The 17,780-nt window shown below is 51.1% G+C and carries 18 protein-coding genes; 12 read left to right on the top strand and 6 right to left on the bottom strand.

The annotated features are described in order from the left end of the window. Window positions 1–40 precede the first annotated feature (40 nt). From C1Y41_RS14765 to C1Y41_RS14755, 3 genes are all read left to right on the top strand, one after another. The gene (locus tag C1Y41_RS14765) at window positions 41–316 is read left to right on the top strand and encodes a putative quinol monooxygenase (protein WP_071668157.1); all 276 of its coding nucleotides are present in this window, start codon (window positions 41–43) and stop codon (window positions 314–316) included. Window positions 317–489: 173 nt separating this feature from the next. Further along, window positions 490–828: a cupin domain-containing protein gene (locus C1Y41_RS14760; protein ID WP_104085735.1), complete on the top strand. Its 339-nt coding sequence runs from the start codon at window positions 490–492 to the stop codon at window positions 826–828. A 232-nt stretch (window positions 829–1,060) separates the two neighbouring features. Then, complete coding sequence (locus C1Y41_RS14755) at window positions 1,061–1,618, top strand: histidine phosphatase family protein (RefSeq protein WP_233207438.1); 558 nt, start codon at window positions 1,061–1,063, stop codon at window positions 1,616–1,618. Window positions 1,619–1,713: 95 nt separating this feature from the next. Here C1Y41_RS14755 and C1Y41_RS14750 read toward each other — a convergent pair whose 3' ends face one another. After that, window positions 1,714–2,598, bottom strand: coding sequence for a sugar phosphate isomerase/epimerase (locus C1Y41_RS14750; RefSeq protein ID WP_233207437.1), 885 nt, complete (start codon window positions 2,596–2,598; stop codon window positions 1,714–1,716). A 117-nt stretch (window positions 2,599–2,715) separates the two neighbouring features. Continuing rightward, window positions 2,716–3,585, bottom strand: a complete 870-nt coding sequence (locus tag C1Y41_RS14745; protein ID WP_071668161.1) for a helix-turn-helix domain-containing protein — start codon at window positions 3,583–3,585, stop codon at window positions 2,716–2,718. Window positions 3,586–4,248: 663 nt separating this feature from the next. On the opposite strand from C1Y41_RS14745, the gene C1Y41_RS14740 reads away from it, so the two are divergent. From C1Y41_RS14740 to C1Y41_RS14725, 4 genes are read left to right on the top strand one after another with little or no spacing between them, the layout of a single operon-like run. Further along, window positions 4,249–5,658 (top strand): sugar porter family MFS transporter, encoded by a 1,410-nt coding sequence (locus C1Y41_RS14740; RefSeq protein ID WP_104085734.1) that lies wholly within the window; start codon window positions 4,249–4,251, stop codon window positions 5,656–5,658. A 25-nt stretch (window positions 5,659–5,683) separates the two neighbouring features. Further along, window positions 5,684–6,694 (top strand): Gfo/Idh/MocA family protein, encoded by a 1,011-nt coding sequence (locus tag C1Y41_RS14735; protein WP_104085733.1) that lies wholly within the window; start codon window positions 5,684–5,686, stop codon window positions 6,692–6,694. A 36-nt stretch (window positions 6,695–6,730) separates the two neighbouring features. After that, window positions 6,731–7,159, top strand: coding sequence for a PTS sugar transporter subunit IIA (locus C1Y41_RS14730; RefSeq protein ID WP_104085732.1), 429 nt, complete (start codon window positions 6,731–6,733; stop codon window positions 7,157–7,159). 27 nt (window positions 7,160–7,186) lie between these two features. Beyond that, on the top strand, window positions 7,187–8,128 hold the full coding sequence (locus C1Y41_RS14725) for a sugar phosphate isomerase/epimerase (protein ID WP_104085731.1): 942 nt from the start codon (window positions 7,187–7,189) through the stop codon (window positions 8,126–8,128). A gap of 192 nt (window positions 8,129–8,320) precedes the next feature. On the opposite strand, the gene C1Y41_RS14720 is transcribed toward C1Y41_RS14725, so the two are convergent. From C1Y41_RS14720 to C1Y41_RS14705, 4 genes are all read right to left on the bottom strand, one after another. Beyond that, on the bottom strand, window positions 8,321–8,497 hold the full coding sequence (locus tag C1Y41_RS14720) for a DUF1289 domain-containing protein (protein ID WP_094110826.1): 177 nt from the start codon (window positions 8,495–8,497) through the stop codon (window positions 8,321–8,323). Between the two features lie 90 nt (window positions 8,498–8,587). Continuing rightward, a complete protein-coding gene (locus tag C1Y41_RS14715; RefSeq protein WP_094110827.1) occupies window positions 8,588–9,343 on the bottom strand; it encodes an ABC transporter ATP-binding protein in 756 nt (251 codons plus the stop codon). Continuing rightward, on the bottom strand, window positions 9,340–10,374 hold the full coding sequence (locus C1Y41_RS14710) for an iron ABC transporter permease (protein ID WP_083429487.1): 1,035 nt from the start codon (window positions 10,372–10,374) through the stop codon (window positions 9,340–9,342). Before C1Y41_RS14710 ends, C1Y41_RS14715 begins: the two co-directional genes overlap by 4 nt. Beyond that, on the bottom strand, window positions 10,364–11,350 hold the full coding sequence (locus C1Y41_RS14705; RefSeq protein ID WP_369826818.1) for an ABC transporter substrate-binding protein: 987 nt from the start codon (window positions 11,348–11,350) through the stop codon (window positions 10,364–10,366). Before C1Y41_RS14705 ends, C1Y41_RS14710 begins: the two co-directional genes overlap by 11 nt. Before the next feature lie 319 nt (window positions 11,351–11,669). Here C1Y41_RS14705 and zigA point away from each other — a divergent pair, with 319 nt between their 5' ends. The 5 genes from zigA to C1Y41_RS14680 all read left to right on the top strand — a co-directional run bounded on the left by zigA (window position 11,670) and on the right by C1Y41_RS14680 (window position 17,778). Further along, the gene (gene zigA, locus C1Y41_RS14700; protein ID WP_104085729.1) at window positions 11,670–12,890 is read left to right on the top strand and encodes a zinc metallochaperone GTPase ZigA; all 1,221 of its coding nucleotides are present in this window, start codon (window positions 11,670–11,672) and stop codon (window positions 12,888–12,890) included. Window positions 12,891–13,225: 335 nt separating this feature from the next. Then, the gene (locus C1Y41_RS14695; RefSeq protein ID WP_104085728.1) at window positions 13,226–14,464 is read left to right on the top strand and encodes an MFS transporter; all 1,239 of its coding nucleotides are present in this window, start codon (window positions 13,226–13,228) and stop codon (window positions 14,462–14,464) included. Window positions 14,465–14,480: 16 nt separating this feature from the next. After that, the gene (locus C1Y41_RS14690; protein ID WP_104085727.1) at window positions 14,481–15,536 is read left to right on the top strand and encodes a sugar phosphate isomerase/epimerase; all 1,056 of its coding nucleotides are present in this window, start codon (window positions 14,481–14,483) and stop codon (window positions 15,534–15,536) included. Between the two features lie 12 nt (window positions 15,537–15,548). Next, a complete protein-coding gene (locus tag C1Y41_RS14685) occupies window positions 15,549–16,700 on the top strand; it encodes a Gfo/Idh/MocA family protein (protein WP_104085726.1) in 1,152 nt (383 codons plus the stop codon). Window positions 16,701–16,797: 97 nt separating this feature from the next. Further along, window positions 16,798–17,778 (top strand): LacI family DNA-binding transcriptional regulator, encoded by a 981-nt coding sequence (locus tag C1Y41_RS14680; protein WP_071668173.1) that lies wholly within the window; start codon window positions 16,798–16,800, stop codon window positions 17,776–17,778. The last annotated feature ends 2 nt before the right edge of the window (window positions 17,779–17,780 follow it).

Below are 17,780 nucleotides of genomic sequence, written 5' to 3'. Positions count from 1 at the left end.
GGGATACTCGATAAAACCGCATGAAAATAGCAGGATGATAATGATTAAGCTGACGGGTCGTTTGGTGTGTAAAAGTGCAGAAGAAGCGGATCTTGTTCGCCAGTACCTTCCTGAACACAAGCAACTAACCAGGAAAGAAACCGGATGCGTATCATTTGAGGTTACTGAAACAGCAGACCCCCTGGTCTGGACCGTCGAAGAGCTTTTTACAAACCAGGCTACTTTTGACGCGCATCAGAAAAGAACCAGGGCTTCGGTCTGGGGAAGAGAAACCAGCGCGATCGCCAGAGAGTATGAAATCTCAGAGAGTGAGTAACTTTACCGAAACCGAATCACGATACGTTTATAAAAGGCCGCTACCCAGCGGCTTTCTTACATCTGCAGATAGAGCCGCATCAAACATAACATCGCTGTTGCGAATCAAAGAGCTCTCAAAGTATAACAACGCATCAGGTTCAGAATTCTTACGCGGTCAACAGGTAAAAACCAATGATTTCTAAGGCTAATGCTGAGCATTATGTATGGGGTGATAAGTGCGATGGCTGGTATCTGGTAAACCGGCAAGACATGCTGATTATTCACGAAAAGATGCCGCCGGAAACATGTGAAAAGCGACACTACCATTCGGTATCCAGACAGTTTTTTTTCGTTCTGGATGGTGTGTTGACCATGGAGCTGGAAGGAAAAGCGCATCGAATTGTCGCTCAGCAGGGCATCGAGATCCCCCCTGGGTCAAAGCATCAGGCCAGAAATGACACGGATTTCGCAATCGAATTTATCGTCATTTCACATCCAACACCGCGCGGAGATCGAACAGACCTTACCTGACTGTGTCTTAAAAAACGTTTCTGGTTGCGCTACTCAAAACGCCCCGGAGCCTTTTAAAGGCGTAAAGGGCATTTCCGGCACCTTTGCCATCCGATGAAAAACAGCCTGAAGATTCCGATGGAGTACATGGCTATGCACTGTCAACGGCTCGCCATTGATGAGTGCATTCAGGTTTAGTCATCTCCGCTTTGAGTGAGAAGCGGACATTAGGACAATAAATAAGAAGTTCTGTATGGAAATTATTTTAATGCGTCATGGAAAGCCCGCTTTTACAGCTTCTGCGAAAGTAACGAGCCGTGAAATGTGCAACTGGATTGCAGAATATGACCGTTCTGATACAGGAGAAGATACACCGCCCGATTCCAGCAAATCATTAGCGGTCAGCGCATCGCGAATCATAAGTAGCCCTCTTCCCAGAGCACTTTCTTCCCTGAAAGCATTAGGGCTTGAACCGGAGGTTATTGATGAGGTGTTCAGGGAAGCAGATCTGCCGGTATTTCACCTGCCCGGTTTCAGGTTATCTCCAGCCGTGTGGGCTGCTTTTTTTCGCGTTATGTGGCTAAGCGGCCTGTCCCGTAATGTGGAGCGTGTGGGAAAAGCTAAGCAACGTGCTGCTCAGGCTGCGAATAGCCTCGTCGGGTTAGCAAAAGCATCCGACGGGCCTGTGCTTCTTATGGGACATGGGGTGATGAATCGGCTAATTGCAGGGGAACTGAGGTCTTTGGGTTTTAAAGAATATTGTAGTCAGGGTAATGGTTACTGGAACGCGAGCATCTACAGACTTCAGTAATTAAAGATATCGGGTTGGGGGCACGTCCGGAGTCTCCAGACATTGAAAATTAGTAGTTTCGCTTTCGGCACAAAGCGGACAGCCAAAGCCTTAACCTAACCTAAATAGAATTTCATATTATCAATGATCTGTTTTGCCAGGATAGCGTGGTCCATTTCCCAGCGTGCCGGGCTGAATAATTCTGCTGACCACACGCCATCAAAACCGGTGGCTTTTACCGCATTGCTCCATGCCTGAATATCAATATCCCCCTCGCCGGGCATATAAGCGCGCAGCACCGTTTCGTTCCATTCTTCACCAGGGCGGGGCTTACGGCCATCACAAAAGTGCACGCCGTAGATAAGGGCAGGATCGAGCTGTTGAATATCTTCCGGCGTAGTATGCCCGGTCGCAAAGAGGTGCCAGAAGTCGATGACTAAACCGATATTAGGTGCATTTATACGCTGAATCACCTCCAGTGCCTGATTGAGCGTGTTGAATCGCGTATGCGCGATAACCTCAATCTGATAGCGCACCCCATATTGCTGGCCAATAGTGGCAATCTCAGCAATATTTTCGGTAATAATATCGAGAATTTGCCTCTCTGACAGATGATCAATGCCGTGCTGCGCCAGAATCTGAATGGTCGGGCAGGCCAAATCCGCCGCAATCTGCGTTAGTCGCCTGGCTTCAGCCAGCATTTGCTGCTTTTCTGCGCCCTGATAGCGTTCAATATTTATCAGGGCATTAAGGCACAAGGTCTGTAATCCATGACCCCGCACCAGCGTGTTAAGTTGTGCAGTACTGCCGCCGTGATCGAGATAACGCAGCAATTTATCATGCAAAAACTCCAGACCATCATAGCCCGCTTCCGCAGCTATACGTGCTTCAGTAACCACATTGCAGTAATGGGTTGAAATACCGTGAAGAGCTTTGAGCATAATTTCCTCTGCATCAGAATTTAATATAGCGGGAATCAACAGGAGATAGAAAGCCTGCATACGGTCACGCAATATTACCGGATGCGTCTTAAACTGTATGAGAAAAAGAAAACCGGAAGCATTTCAGAACAGATCAGGGGCAGGGTGATCGTGCCGCACACAAAGTATCCATGTAACTTATCTTTTTATCTGCCCGGTTATCCAGAATTTTTTATAACGGGCAGGCGGAATGCCGACAAGATTATGAAAGATTCGGTGGAAATTGTTTACGTTATCGTAGCCTACAGCACTTGCTACATCTATGACTCCCAGGTCAGTGCTTAATAATAAGTTTTGTGCCTCGCCGATACGGCGGCGGGTCTGATACTGTTTTGGGGAATAACCCGAATAGGCTTTGAAGACATGCGCCAGATAGAACTGATTCATATTCATCGCTGCAGTAATCGAACTCAGGGAGATATCCTCTTTATAATGGTTGTCGATATAGTCCTTCACGCGCTGCCCTAATAATACGCTGGCGCTTTCCTGTTGCGGTTTGCTTTCTATCCAGATATTCCGGCACAATAATAACAGCACGCTGAGTAAGCTATCGCCAATTTCTGTGCTGTACAGACGCTTATTACTGACATGCGACCACATCTGTTCAAACAACTGGCAAATTTCATGATAATAATTGCCGGCTGGCATGACCGCAGTTTGCGAGCGAGGCGTAAGGACGTTCAGTGGCAAACCATCGACCTTCAGTTGCTCAACGCCACAGCTGAATATCAGCAGGTCATCTGAGGCTTCCGGGCATTCATCATGAAGCACGCTGGCATTGAACAGTAATATATCGCCAGATTTAACGACATAGCTACGGCCGTCGATATTATAAATACCCTTGCCCGAGCGGATAAACATCAATTCAAAGCGTTCATCATGTTTGTGCATTACGCGAGGAATCGCTTCCTCTTTGCCTTCAGCTTTGCAGATGAAGCTCAGGCGCGGTCGCAGGCCACTGTCGAAGCCGCGTGCGGAAGGATGCTCGTTAAGACTGAAGGTGATCATAATGTCTCCTGTCGTGATGACGCTATTCTGACACGACTTTACGCGCTGGTAATCATCAACTTTGCTTTTTCTTCCTGACTAACCCACTGATATATAATGCCAGAATGAAATTCCTTTATCCTTAACTCTCTTTAATTGTTATGACCGCTCTGGTCACGCAAGGAGACATGATTGTCATCACGTTCTTTAAAAAGCAGCCTGATGCACTCATTCAGATAAAGACAGTAACAAGCTAACTCTGTTAAGAGGGGTATTTTCATTAAACGGTCAATAATCATCAAAATTGCTATTTTATTTCTTACAAGTAAGCCACCACAGTGGTGGTAAAAATTGACTTTTCAAACTCTCTTCAATCTTGCTATGTCAACGTTCATATTTGACGGCGTGATGATTATCACTGCTTTTCACGAATGTAATTAAAAATATTTGATCGCCAGCACGCTGGTAAATAGTACGGAGAGACGTGTCTGGCTTTTGATTTTCACTTTGATATAACGTTGTCGTAACGTTTGAGGGTCACAGCAGCCTCTTCACGCTGAAATTAAAATCATACTTACACAGCCAGTAAGTTAACTGCTCTTTTTAACGTTTTAAAACAACATAGCTTTATTCTGACTATAAACGGCTTGCAACGGTATTACCTTACAACCAGATGGAAAAACTATGTATAACAAAACTCACCTGCAAAATCCTAAGCGCATGCGTTTGATTACGCTTGTATCAACCATTGGCGGCTTATGTTTCGGTTATGACACCGGCGTTATCTCCGGCGCATTAATATTCATGAAATATGATATGAATCTGACACCGGCTCAGGAAGGATTTATCACTTCATTTCTGCTGTTTGGTGCCGCGCTGGGCTCGCTATTTGGTGGATATTTATCAGATAAGCAAGGACGTCGTAAAAATTTGCTTTGGGTGGCAGCTGTTTTTATGCTCGGCGCGTTAGGCACGGCGTTTGCGTGGGATGTGCCATCAATGATTGTTGCGCGTTTTATCCTGGGCTTAGCGGTGGGCTGCGCTTCTGTAACCGTACCCATTTATATTTCCGAACTGGCACGAGCCGATCAGCGCGAGCGGTTAGTCACCGTCAATGAGCTAATGATTGTTACCGGCCAGTTCCTCGCGTATTCCGTTAATGCAACGCTTGTGAATGTCTATCCCGAGTTGCAGCACAACTGGCGCATTATGCTGGCTATTCCGGCACTGCCTGGCGCGCTATTGTGGATCGGTATGCTTATGATGCCGGAATCACCGCGTTTCTTTATTCGTCGCGGTGAAACTGAAAAGGCCATAAGCGTATTGAAAACGCTTCGCCTGCCGGAAGAAGTTGACCGCGAAGTGAAAGATATCCAGCAAATCGTCAAAGCCGATCAGATGAAATTAAACCTGTTTGACGAACTGAAAAAACGCTGGGTGATTCAACTGGTGTTAACGGGCTTAATGATCGTACTCGCAACGCGCGTTACCGGGGTCAATACCATCATGTACTACGCGCCAACGGTATTGAAAGCCACGGGCCTGGGCGATGCGGCAGCTGTCACTGGCGCAGTAGCCAATGGCATTATCTCTGTACTGGCTACCCTCCTTGGCATGGCGTTAATTGGCAAACACTCACGCCGGAAAATGTTTTTTACCGGACAGGCCGGCGTCACGCTGAGCCTGCTACTGATTGGTTTAGCGTTTAAGTTCCTGTTTCACACTGAAGTTGTGGATGGTGCAGAAATTCTGCATGCGAATTTTGCCAGCGCACCCTATGTGATCCTTGGCTTGATGCTGGTTTTTCTGGTGTTCATGCAGGGCTGGATAGCACCGGTGTTCTGGCTGATGCTGGCAGAAATTTATCCTCTCAGAATGCGCGGTATCGGTATGGGCTTTGCGGTATTCGGTTTGTGGATATTCGATTTCATAATCCAGTCTATTTTCCCTTTCCTGCTGAACCATTACGGAGGCGGCCTGACCTTTGGCTTCTTCGGGGCAACTAACATCATTATGTTGATTCTGCTGGTGAAATATCTGCCGGAAACACGCGGTCTGACATTAGAACAAATCGAAAAGAAATTTCGTTTCTAACGCTTTAGTAACTGAGGGTAAATAAATGACTGTCAAAATTGGCCTGATTGGTCTGGGCATGATTGGCCAGGATCACCTGAAACGTTTTCAAAATACAATTACTGGCGCGCAGGTTACTGCTGTTTGCGATATAAACCATACGACAGCCGATGTGGCGGCCAGAGAATTTAACGCTACGGCGTTTTATGATGCTGAAGAGATGATTAATTCGGAGCTGGTCGATGCAGTGTTTATTTGCTCAATAGGTCCGGTTCATAAAACGCAAATCCTTGCGGCATTTAATGCCGGCAAACCGGTATTTTGTGAAAAGCCATTAACACCAACTGCTGATGAATCAGCAGAGATTATTGATGCTGAAGTCAGAACCGGTAAGCGTCTGCTTCAGCTTGGCTTTATGCGCCGTTTCGATCCAGGTTATCAGGCGCTGAAAAAGACAATTGATGACGGGAAACCCGGCGATATCCTGCTGATCCATTGCGCGCACAGAAATCCATCTGTGCCGGAAAGCTATACGCTGGAAATGGCGGTGAATGATTCCGCCACGCACGAAATCGATATCATCCGCTATTTGCTTAATGAGAATATTATTTCGGTGCGCGTGGACAAACCCCGTAAGAAAACCCGGCGTGCGCTGCCGCATTTACAGGATCCTTTAATCATAATTTTCGAGACCGAATCGGGTGTGCGCATCGATGATGAGCTGTTTGTAAATTGCCATTACGGCTATGACATTCGCTGTGAAGTGATTGGCGAAAACGCGATTGTCGCGCTGACTGAACAGCAGCTGATTAGTACGCGTTCGCTGAACGGCAACGCACAGCATATTGCACAATCCTGTATGGAACGTTTCGCCACGGCATACGATCGGGAAGTGCAGCATTTTGTCGATAACGTGCGTAACGGGCGCGAGATGAGCGGCCCCTCCTCATGGGATGGTTACGTAGTGGCGCTGGTTTGTGATGCCGGTTTAGCCTCGCTGAAAGATGGCGAAAAACACGATGTCATTATTCCACCGCAGCCCGCGCTCTACCGTTGATTAATGCACTCTTGCGCCATCAGTGAGGAATAAATCATGTTGAATTTAACGGAAGACGCGCTGCATTTGCAGTGCCGGGCAAAGCATAAAAATGAGGCAATACATATTGCCGCCAGTGCTCTGGAAAAAGCGGGTTATGTCAAACCCGGCTTTGAACAGGCAATGCTCTCGCGGGAAAAGAGTGTTTCAACCTACATTGGAGCAGGTATTGCGCTTCCCCATTGCGCAAAGGAAAACCTCGATCTGGTCATTCAATCTGGCTTTCAGGTATTTCAATTTCCCGATGGCGTTAGCTGGGGTAAAGGGAAAATTGTTTTTATTGTTGTCGCTGTAGCTGCAACGAAAAATGAACATATTCAGATTCTGGCGGATATTGCAGATTTACTGGGTGATGAAGTCAAAACCACCCTATTAGCGAACGCCAGAACTAAATCCGGGTTTATCGATCAGTTTGAAAGAGCGTAACTCACGCGAAATATTGGGGATAATAGAATGGAACTTGCATTGTGTACTGATGTTCTGGCGGATTTACCTTTTCCGGCAATGCTGGACAAAGTTAAAAGTTATGGGATCAGTGGGGTTGAAATGACCGCAGGCGGCTGGTCACCCTGTCCACATGTTAAAACTGAAGCGTTATTAAATTCGCCTGAAAAGCTTGAGCAATTCAAACAGGAACTGGCTGAGCGGGAGATGCGTATTGTCGCGCTGAACTGTTCTGGCAACCCGTTAGCGCCTGGTGAACTGGGCGAAACCCATACCAAAAGCAGCTACAGGACAGTAGAGTTAGCAGGCAAGCTGGGTGTTAAAAAAATTGTGATGATGAGCGGTTTGCCAGGCGGCGGGCCAGAAGATCGCGTGCCGAACTGGATAACATCAACGGTTTCATGGCCGGATTACATGCCGGGTGTAATTGACTATCAATGGAACGATGTCGCCATTCCATGGTGGAAAAAGTTTGTGCAGCACGCAAAGCACCATGGCGTAGAGCAAATTGCTATCGAAGAGTTTCCCAGCCAGCTGGTTTATAACCCATCCACCTTACTGCGTCTGCGTCACGCCGTAGATGACATGATTGGCATCAACCTGGATCCCTCTCATCTGATAGCTATGGGCGCTGACCCCATAGCAGCAGCGCGTAAGCTGGAAGGCGCGGTTTTTCATGTTCATGGTAAAGATGCGCGAATCGAGCGGGGTCTCGCCGACATTGATGGACTGATGGAGTACCAGCCCGTTACCGATACTAAAACCCGTACCTGGAACTATGTCGCCGTAGGTTGCGGGCAGGATCTGAAATGGTGGAAAGAGTTTTTTTCAGTATTGCGTATGACTGGTTATAACGGTGATGTGTCACTTGAAATGGAAGATCTGACGATGGGTGTTGAAGCTGGTCTGCAGACGTCTATTGATGCCTTACTCGCCACCCTGAGTCGCTAGAAGCGCAGTGCCTGTCAGTAAAGGCAGGCACGTCACCGGACGCCGCAAAGTGATTCTGTTCAGAAGGAATAGCCTCCTGTAAGGTTTCGCTCAGCGCAGGCAGACTCATGGAAGTTCAAAAATTAACCAGGGTGGTAACCTCACAGGGGCGCGTCAGGCGCGTCAGCGCGCATTCGACAAAACCGGTGGCGTTTAACTCTTCATTAGAATGTTCAGCCGCACAGGAAGCGCTCGCTCAATCTGTTTACGATGATAAGGAGAAAGCTTGCGCCATTCTTTTGCCTCTTTTAGCGTGCGGCCACATCCTTTACACCAGCCTTTCGACTGTTCAAAGATGCAAACGTCGGTGCAGGGAGATTTAATGGCCATACCGGTTCCTCAAAAGTTTCTTGCCTGTCTTCAGTACACTTTCATAAGTAAGCAGTGGAAAGAGAGCCAGGTCGTTTATAAATAGAGTGGTTAAACATATTGTATGTTTATGGCACCGTTTCCCGGTTGGTTAACCAGTGCGTGAACTTTCCATGTGGAATGAATAAGCGCTGGCGTCAGAACGCTCTCCGGAGAGCCTGTTGCAATAACTTTGCCCTGCTGCAGAACGACCAGATGCTGACAATACCTGGCGGCCAGATTCAGATCGTGCAGCGCAATAACCACCGTTACAGGCAACGCAGTAATAAGCCGCATTAATTCGAGCTGAAACTGAATATCCAGATGATTTACCGGCTCATCAAGCAGGAGGATATCGGGCTTTTGCGCCAGCGCGCGTGCAATCTGACAGCGCTGTCGTTCACCGCCTGATAAGCGCTGCCACGGCCGGCTGACCAGACTGTTTAACTGCATCTGTGTAAGCGCTTCCTGCACCGCATGATTATCCGCATCCCGCCATCGACTGAATGCGCTGCGATGTGGCGTACGCCCCAGACGCACAATATCAATGACGCTCAGTTCGTTATCAGCTTCTGCATGCTGTGGCACAAAGGCCAGCTTCCGTGCAAGGTGGCGGCGTGGAAACTGGCAGAGCGACGTACCGGCGATTTGAATACGATTGCCGGAAGCGGGAAACAAACCCGCCAGCGACCTGATCAGCGTTGATTTACCGGAGCCGTTCGGCCCAAGCAGCCCAACAGTCTGCGCAGGTCCGGCGCTAAAACAGATGTCTGACAGGATAGTGTTGTTTTGCAATTCAACATCAAGATGAGTGACCACAATACTCATATCGACTTCCCCCGGTTGCTATAGAGAATAACGGCAAAAACAGGTGCACCGACCAGAGCAGTCACCACGCCGACAGGTAAGACCTGATGCGTTATCAACGTTCTGGATAGGAGATCGGCGAGGATCATAAAATGACTGCCAGCAATAAACGTTACGGGAATGCTAACCAGATGCCGGTGGCCCACCAGCATCCGCGTTATATGAGGAATGACCAGGCCGATAAATCCGACAGCGCCAATCGAACTGACGATAACGGCCGTGACCAGAGCGGTAACCAGCAGTAGCATTATGCGGACAAAAAGCACACGCGTGCCCAGTGTGGCCGATATCTCAACGCCAAAAGTAAACGTATCCAGCGATCGTGCATGGCCAATAACCAGCATTAAACCGGCAAGTGAAACAAGAGAACAGAGTATGGCATCAGGCCAGCGCACGCCGCTGAGGCTACCCAGTAGCCAGAACATCACACCGCGCGACTGCTCGGCATTCGCGGCGGTACTGACAATATAAGAGGTCAGTGCATTAAACAGCTGAGTGCCCGCCACGCCAGCGAGGATGATTCTTCCGGTGTGATTCTGTATGCCGCCAGATAACAGCAAAATCAGCCCAAACGCCAGGCATGCACCGGTAAACGCGCCGGCGCCGACAGTGACAATCCCGCCGCCAACGCCTAACAGCATAATACAGACGGCACCGGTTGAAGCACCGGCTGAAATCCCCAGCAGATAAGGTTCAGCAAGCGGATTACGCAATACGGACTGTAGCACCAGCCCGCACAGCGCCAGTCCGCCACCGCTGCTGGCCGCCATTAACGCTCTGCTCATTCGATACTGCCAGACGATGCCCGCCTCAACCGGCGGGAGGTCATAATGTGACAGGCCCAGCCCGTTGGCGATCGCCTGAGCGGTAACGGTAAAAGAAACGGGCATGTCGCCTGTTGAAGCGGCTAACACCATCGTCACAGGCAGGCTGAGCAAGCCTGCCAGAATGACTATCGCTGTCTGCGCTGGCGAAGAGATCTTATTTGCCATGTTCGTTTCTGTATGCGGACAGTTGTTTGCCAATTAGCTCTACTGCATCCACGTTGCGCAGTGAGGGATTGAGCGACATTGCCGGTACGACGATGATGTGGCCTTGCCTGACCGCATTGATTTCGCGCGTGACAGGGTCATTCTGGAGAAAGGCCTTTTTTACCGAGGCGTCATCAGCGGGATAAAGCCGTCTGTCCATGCTGGCGATAACGATCACGTCGGGCTGAGAGTGAGCAATATGCTCCCACGTCACCGCAGGCCACTCCTCTGAAGAGTGAATGATATTCTGCAGGCCAAGGGTCTTGCTTATCCAGCCCGGCGCGCCGTCATTACCCGCCACCCACGGATCGCCTTTCAGCCGGCTGCTGGAAAACCAGAAAACGACGTTAAGCGGAGGTCCTGTCTGCGCGTCTGCCTGCTGCTGTGCGTAAGCGATCCGATCCGCCAGATTTTTTTTGAGCGCCTCTCCGCGATCGGCGACATCGAAAATTTGTGACAGTTGAGTGATCTCATTCATGACGGAGTTCAGCGTATAAGGCGTAGTACGCGCGCCGTCGCCGTTCGACATCTCTGTGACGGTTTTGCCCGTGCAGTCAGCAGGGGATATCCATGTTCTGATGCCCAGTTGCTCAAATTGTTCACGCGTGGCCACTTCACCCTGTGGACCGACATGCCAGCTGTACTGCGCCAGTACCAGCTCTGGCTTTTGCGCCACAACCGTTTCAAACCCGGGCGAATTATCAGCAAGGCGCTTCAGGTCTGCGGCCCTGCTTTCAAGCTCGGGCGGAAGCTTGCCGAACCAGACCGAGGTGCCGGCAATCGTTTTTTCCAGCCCCAGCGCCAGCAGAAGTTCAGTTTCGTGTTGTCCAATCGTAACGACGCGAGCGGGCGGCTGCCTGAATGTTTCAGAAACGCCGCAGTTCTCAACGGTCAGTGGCCAGGTGCTGGCGAATGCGGTTGTGCACGAGAAAGCCATGAACGCCGGAGCGAGCATTTTAAAAGGAAATTTCATCATCATCTGCCAAGGTAACGTTATAACATAACATTATCAGATTTTTATCTGGCTTTTGTCAATCACCGGCGAGCTTTGTAGCCTGCTGCAGTATCTGTTTTCCCGGCAGGTAGCGCGTGTAAAAAACGCTCTGAAATACCTGGCGTTAACTCAATACGCATTTGAGTCAATGACAAGCGCGAAGGTTATGTTATAACATAACAATAAATAAATCTGTCGTCCGGCTTGTTTGTCAGCTCGCTGGCGACCACGAACTCAGCAGTTCATTTCAGGAGAGCATGTCATGTCTGATTGCACGCCACACGCTGGCCAGTTTAAAAAGTTACCTGTTACCGTTCTGTCCGGATTTCTGGGCGCAGGGAAAACGACGTTACTGAATCACATTCTGAATAATCGCGAAGGCCGTCACGTGGCCGTTATCGTCAATGACATGTCAGAGGTCAATATTGACGCAGCGCTGCTCAGAGAGGGCGGCGCAGAACTGTCGCGCACAGATGAAAAGCTGGTAGAGATGAGTAACGGCTGTATCTGCTGCACGCTGCGCGAAGATCTGCTGCTGGAAGTTAACCGGCTGGCGCAGGAAGGGCGCTTCGATAATCTGGTGATTGAATCCACCGGTATTTCTGAACCGCTGCCGGTGGCGGAAACCTTCACATTCGCCGATGACAGCGGCCAGAGCCTCTCCGAAGTTGCCTTGCTTGACACCATGGTAACGGTTGTTGATGGCTACAATTTCCTTCGCGACTATGAGTCTGATGAAAGCATCCAGGCTCGCGGCGAGTCGCTGGGTAAGGAAGATGAGCGCACGGTCGTGGATCTGCTTGTCGACCAGATCGAATTTTGCGATGTGTTGATCCTGAACAAGATAGATTTGATCAGCGAAGCAGATAAAACGCGTCTGATGGCGATTCTGCACTCTCTTAATCCCCGAGCCAAAATCGTTAACGCCGAATTTGGCAGGGTCGCACTGGATAACGTACTAAATACCGGATTATTTGATTTTGACGCGGCGGCTCAGGCGCCGGGCTGGCTCAGGGAGCTACGGGGCGAACACACGCCTGAAACAGAAGAGTATGGCATTCATAGCTTCGTCTTTCGCGCCCGTCGTCCGTTTCATCCGGACCGTTTCCTGAACGTGATTGAAAACGATATGAAAGGCATTGTGCGATCGAAAGGCTTTTTCTGGCTTGCCAGCCGGCCCGGATATGCCGGCTCCTGGTCTCAGGCGGGAGGCGTGAGTCGTCAGGGGCTGGCAGGCATGTGGTGGGCCAACGTGCCGCAACAGCACTGGCCGGAAGATAGAGAGTCACGTGATTACATCATACAAAACTGGGCTGAGGATACCGGTGATGCGCGACAGGAGCTGGTCTTCATTGGCATCGGTATGGATGAACCTCAGCTTCGGCTGAAACTGAACAGCGCGCTGTTAACCGACGAAGAGATGCAGGCCGGGTCTGACAGCTGGGCAACGCTTCACGATCCTTTCCAGCCCTGGTTCAACTGATTACAGAAAGCTGGCTCAGGGCCAGCTCTTCTGATTTGCTGCTGCCCTAAGGGGATATGGTTTTTGGTCTGTAATTTGATCGCGATTGAGTGCTACTGGTTTGATCCAGTGCGAAGGATGGTCAGGAAAATTTGCGCCTGTCAGACAAGTTTTGACTATTTTGAATAACAACGTGTTTGCCTCAGGCGCTGCGTCAGAAACTCAGCATCTTAACGAATCGGGTCAGGAAGTAATTAAATGTAATGTGTGATCAGGTAGACGGAAACTCAATTTGTAATCGATTACTTTATTCATATTCAAAAATGTAATCGATTACTTTAAAGTGTGAGGAGAGTATGACTACTACAGCAACAGGCAGGGAGGAGGCAATGGCACAACAGCGTTTACTGATCCCTCGCCTCTCATTGATGATGTTCATGCAGTTTTTTATCTGGGGAAGCTGGTCCGTTACGCTCGGGCTGGTGATGGCGCAGCATAATATGTCGTTGTTGATTGGTGATGCTTTTTCAGCAGGGCCGATAGCCTCGATCCTGTCTCCTTTTGTGCTGGGCATGCTCGTAGACCGGTTCTTTCCTTCGCAAAAAGTCATGGCGGTAATGAATCTTGCCGGCGCGGTGATCCTGTGGTTTATCCCGTCTGCGTTGGTGGCCGGGAACGGTGCGCTGCTCATCGCCCTGTTATTTGGTTATACGCTGTGCTTTATGCCCACCCTGGCGCTTGCCAATAACATTGCCTTTCACAGCCTGGCCCGCAGCGACAAAAGTTTTCCGGTGGTGCGCGTGTTCGGGACGATTGGCTGGATTGTGGCCGGCATCTTTATTGGGTTTGCCGGCATTTCTGCCAGCACGTCGATCTTCACCGTTGCGTCGGTCTGCTCTGTGGCACTCGCGATCTATAGCCTGACGCTACCCCATACCCCGGCACCCGCCAAAGGGTTACCGCTAAAGGTCCGTGATCTGTTCTGCGCGGATGCGTTTGCACTGCTTAAAATCCGGCACTTTTTTGTGTTCGCGCTGTGCGCCACCCTGATCTCTATTCCACTGGGCACATACTATGCCTATACCGCCTCATGGCTGGCAGACGCCGGCGTGTCAAATGTCAGCACCGCGATGTCCTTCGGTCAGATGTCTGAAATTTTCTTCATGCTGGTGATCCCATTACTGTTCCGCCGCCTCGGCGTGAAATACATGCTGCTGGTCGGGATGCTGGCATGGTTCGTGCGCTATGCGCTGTTTGCGATGGGTATGAACGATGAGGGCCGCGCGCTGATCTACCTGGGCATTCTGCTGCACGGTGTCTGCTACGACTTCTTTTTCGTGGTGGGGTTCATCTACACCGACAGGATCGCTGGCGAAAAGGTCAAGGGGCAGGCGCAGAGCATGGTAGTGATGTTCACCTACGGCATTGGCATGCTGCTGGGCTCACAGATTTCTGGCGCACTTTACAACAACCTGGTTGCCGGCCAGGGCACGGCAGAAAACTGGGCAACGTTCTGGTGGGTCCCGGCTATTGCAGCAGCGGCGATCGCCATTCTTTTCCTCTTCTCCTTTAAATACCGGGATGAAGCGGTTTGATTAACCGGAGGTGTACGTGAAAACGTTAAAAGGACCTGGCATTTTTCTTTCGCAGTTTATCGGACAACAGGCCCCGTTTAATTCGCTGGAGGGGCTGGCGAAATGGGCTGCAGACCTGGGATATCGGGCATTGCAGATCCCCTGTAATCATCCGGCCATTTTTGACCTTGAGCGTGCTGCAGCCAGCCAGTCCTATTGCGATGAGGTCACGACATTACTGGCAGGATACGGTCTGGAAATCAGCGAGCTTTCAACGCATCTGGAAGGACAGCTGATTGCGGTTCATCCTGCGCATGATGCGGCATTTGATGGCTTTGCGCCGGAACACGTACGCGGAGATAACGCAAAGCGCACGGCCTGGGCTATTGAGACGGTAAAAAAGGCTGCGGCGGCTTCGGCAAAGCTGGGGCTGCGCGCGCATGCAACCTTTTCCGGTTCGCTGGCGTGGCCCTATGTCTATCCCTGGCCGCCGCACAATCCGGCTCTGCTGGAAGAGGCGTTCGCCGAACTGGCGCGCCGCTGGCTGCCGGTTCTGAAAGAGTTTGATCGTCACGGCGTTGATCTCTGTTACGAGCTTCATCCGGGTGAAGACCTGCACGATGGCGTGACGTTTGACCGTTTTCTGGCGGCGGTGAATTATCATCCACGCTGCAACATCCTGTTCGATCCCAGCCATCTGTTGCTGCAGCATATCGACTATCTGCAGTTCATTGATATTTACCATCAGCGCATCAAAGCGTTTCACGTGAAAGACGCCGAGTATCTGCCTAACGGTCGCAGCGGCGTGTACGGCGGCTATCAGCGCTGGATCGATCGTGCCGGGCGTTTCCGCTCACCGGGCGACGGTCAGGTTGATTTCAAAGGGATCTTCAGCAAGCTGGCGCAGTACGACTACGACGGCTGGGCGGTGCTCGAGTGGGAGTGCTGCCTGAAAGAGAGCGACACCGGCGCACTTGAGGGAGCCGAATTTATTCAGCGCCACATTATTCCGGTTGCCGATCGCGCATTTGACGACTTCGCCGCACGACAACAGGATACCGCCGGGGTACGCGCCCAGCTGGGTCTGAAATAAGAGGGGATTTAAGTGATTAACACAGGGATTATCGGCACCGGTTTTATCGGACCGGCGCATATTGAGGCGTTACGCCGTCTCGGCAACATTAACGTGGTGGCCATCTGTGATACCAGCCAGAGCGCGGCCGAGGCGCGTGCAGCAGAGCTGAACGTGCCGCACGCCTACAGCGACGTCGCGGCGTTTTTACAGCATGAAGGGCTGCACGCTGTGCATAACTGCACGCCAAATCATCTCCATGCAGCAATAAACCGGCAAATCATCAGCGCCAGCAAACATGTTTTCTCTGAAAAGCCTCTGTGCATGACCATGGATGAAGCGCGTGAGCTGGTTGAGCTGGCTGAAAAGGCGGGCGTGGTAAACGGGGTCAGCTTTGTCTATCGCCAGTTTGCCATGGTACAGCAGGCAGCCAGTATGGTGCGCTACCAGCAGCTGGGGCGTTTGTTTTCGGCTCAGGGTAGCTACCTGCAGGACTGGATGCTGGAAGAGACCGACTATAACTGGCGCGTGGATGCAGAAAAGGGCGGCGCCTCGCGGGCCGTAGCGGATATCGGTTCGCACTGGTGCGATACCATTCAGTTTGTCACCGGACGTAAAATCGTGGAGGTGATGGCCGATTTATCGATAGTCTGGCCCACGCGCAAAGCCAGCCTGGCTGCCGCCGGCACTTTTGGCACGCAGAACGAGGAGGCACAATATGAGTTCCGCGAGGTCACCACAGAAGACATGGGCTTTGTGCTGTTCCGCTTTGATGACGGCAGTAAAGGGAGCTTTAGCGTCTCGCAGGTTTCAGCCGGTCGCAAAAATCGCCTCAGCCTGGAAGTGAATGGCAGCCAGGCGTCGCTGGCCTGGGATCAGGAAACGCCCCAGCAGCTGTGGCTGGGATACCGGCATAAGGCTAACCAGCTTTTGTCAGACGATCCTGCCCTGATGAATCCTGACGTGGCCCGCCGCGCACGTTTTCCCGGGGGACACATCGAAGGCTGGCCGGATGCGTTCCGCGCCATGATGCAGCAGTTTTATCAGGCAGTGGAGCAGGGAAGAGCGCCTGCTCCGCAGGATACCACCTATGCCACCTTTCGCGATGGTGCTCAGGTGATGGCGATCGTTGAAGCCATCGTGCAGAGTCACAGGGAACAACGCTGGGTCAGCGTTAATTGCTGATACACAACCCGGTCCGTCCTGCACAGACCGGGTTAACTTATTGTTCGCGCGGTTTTATGGTAGCCTGTGTGCTATATGTTTCGGTCCGGATCCTTCCATGTCCATTCAAAAAATCGCCCGTCTGGCGGGTGTTTCCGTTGCAACGGTGTCACGCGTATTAAACAACAGCGATACGGTTAAAGACGCCAACCGCGAAAAAGTGCTTCAGGCCATCAAAGCGAGTAATTATCAGCCTAACCTGCTGGCACGCCAGTTGCGCACCGCGCGCAGCTCAATGATTCTGGTTATGGTGTCCGACATTTCGAATCCGTTTTGTGCCGAGGTGGTCAAAGGCATCGAAGAAGAGGCAGAGAAGAACGGTTACCGCATTCTTCTGTGCAATTCCGGTTCGGACATTGAGCGCTCCCGTTCCAGCCTGCAGCTGCTGTCGGGGAAAATGGTTGACGGTATCATTACCATGGACGCTTTTAGCAAGCTGCCGGAGCTGAGCCATCTGATTGCTGATACGCCCTGGGTTCAGTGCGCAGAGTATGCTGATGCCGGTGACATATCCTGCGTCGGCATTAACGACAGCGAGGCATCACAGCAGGTGGTGGGTTATCTGGCGGATCAGGGTCGCAGACGTATAGCCCTGATAAATCACGATCTCAGCTATAAATATGCGCGCCTGCGCCAGCAGGGATATCTGTCTCAACTGGACGAGCACAATCTGGACTGGCAGGGCATCAGCTATGCCAGTGAACTGAGTTTCAGTGCAGGCAGGCAGGCAATGATGACTCTGCTTGCCGCTGATGAGATCCCTGATGCGGTATTTGCGGTATCAGACACGCTGGCAGCGGGTGCAATGGCGGCAATACAGGCCTCTGGTTATAGCGTGCCCGGTGACATAGCGGTAGCCGGGTTTGACGGCACTGAGCTGGCGGAGATGATCTCGCCGCCGCTGACCACGCTGGCACAGCCCTCGAGGGATATTGGCCGTGAAGCTTTCAGGCTGATTCAGCAGAAGATAGACCAGCCTGACTCCGCGGCGCAACGCGTCATTCTGCAGGGCCACCTGATTAAGCGAGCCAGCGCATAAAC

The organism is Pantoea sp. ICBG 1758, from assembly GCF_002928325.1.
GTDB lineage: Bacteria > Pseudomonadota > Gammaproteobacteria > Enterobacterales > Enterobacteriaceae > Pantoea > Pantoea eucrina.
Note: the sequence above shows the minus strand (reverse complement) of the source record. Positions and strands in the feature narration are given on the sequence as shown.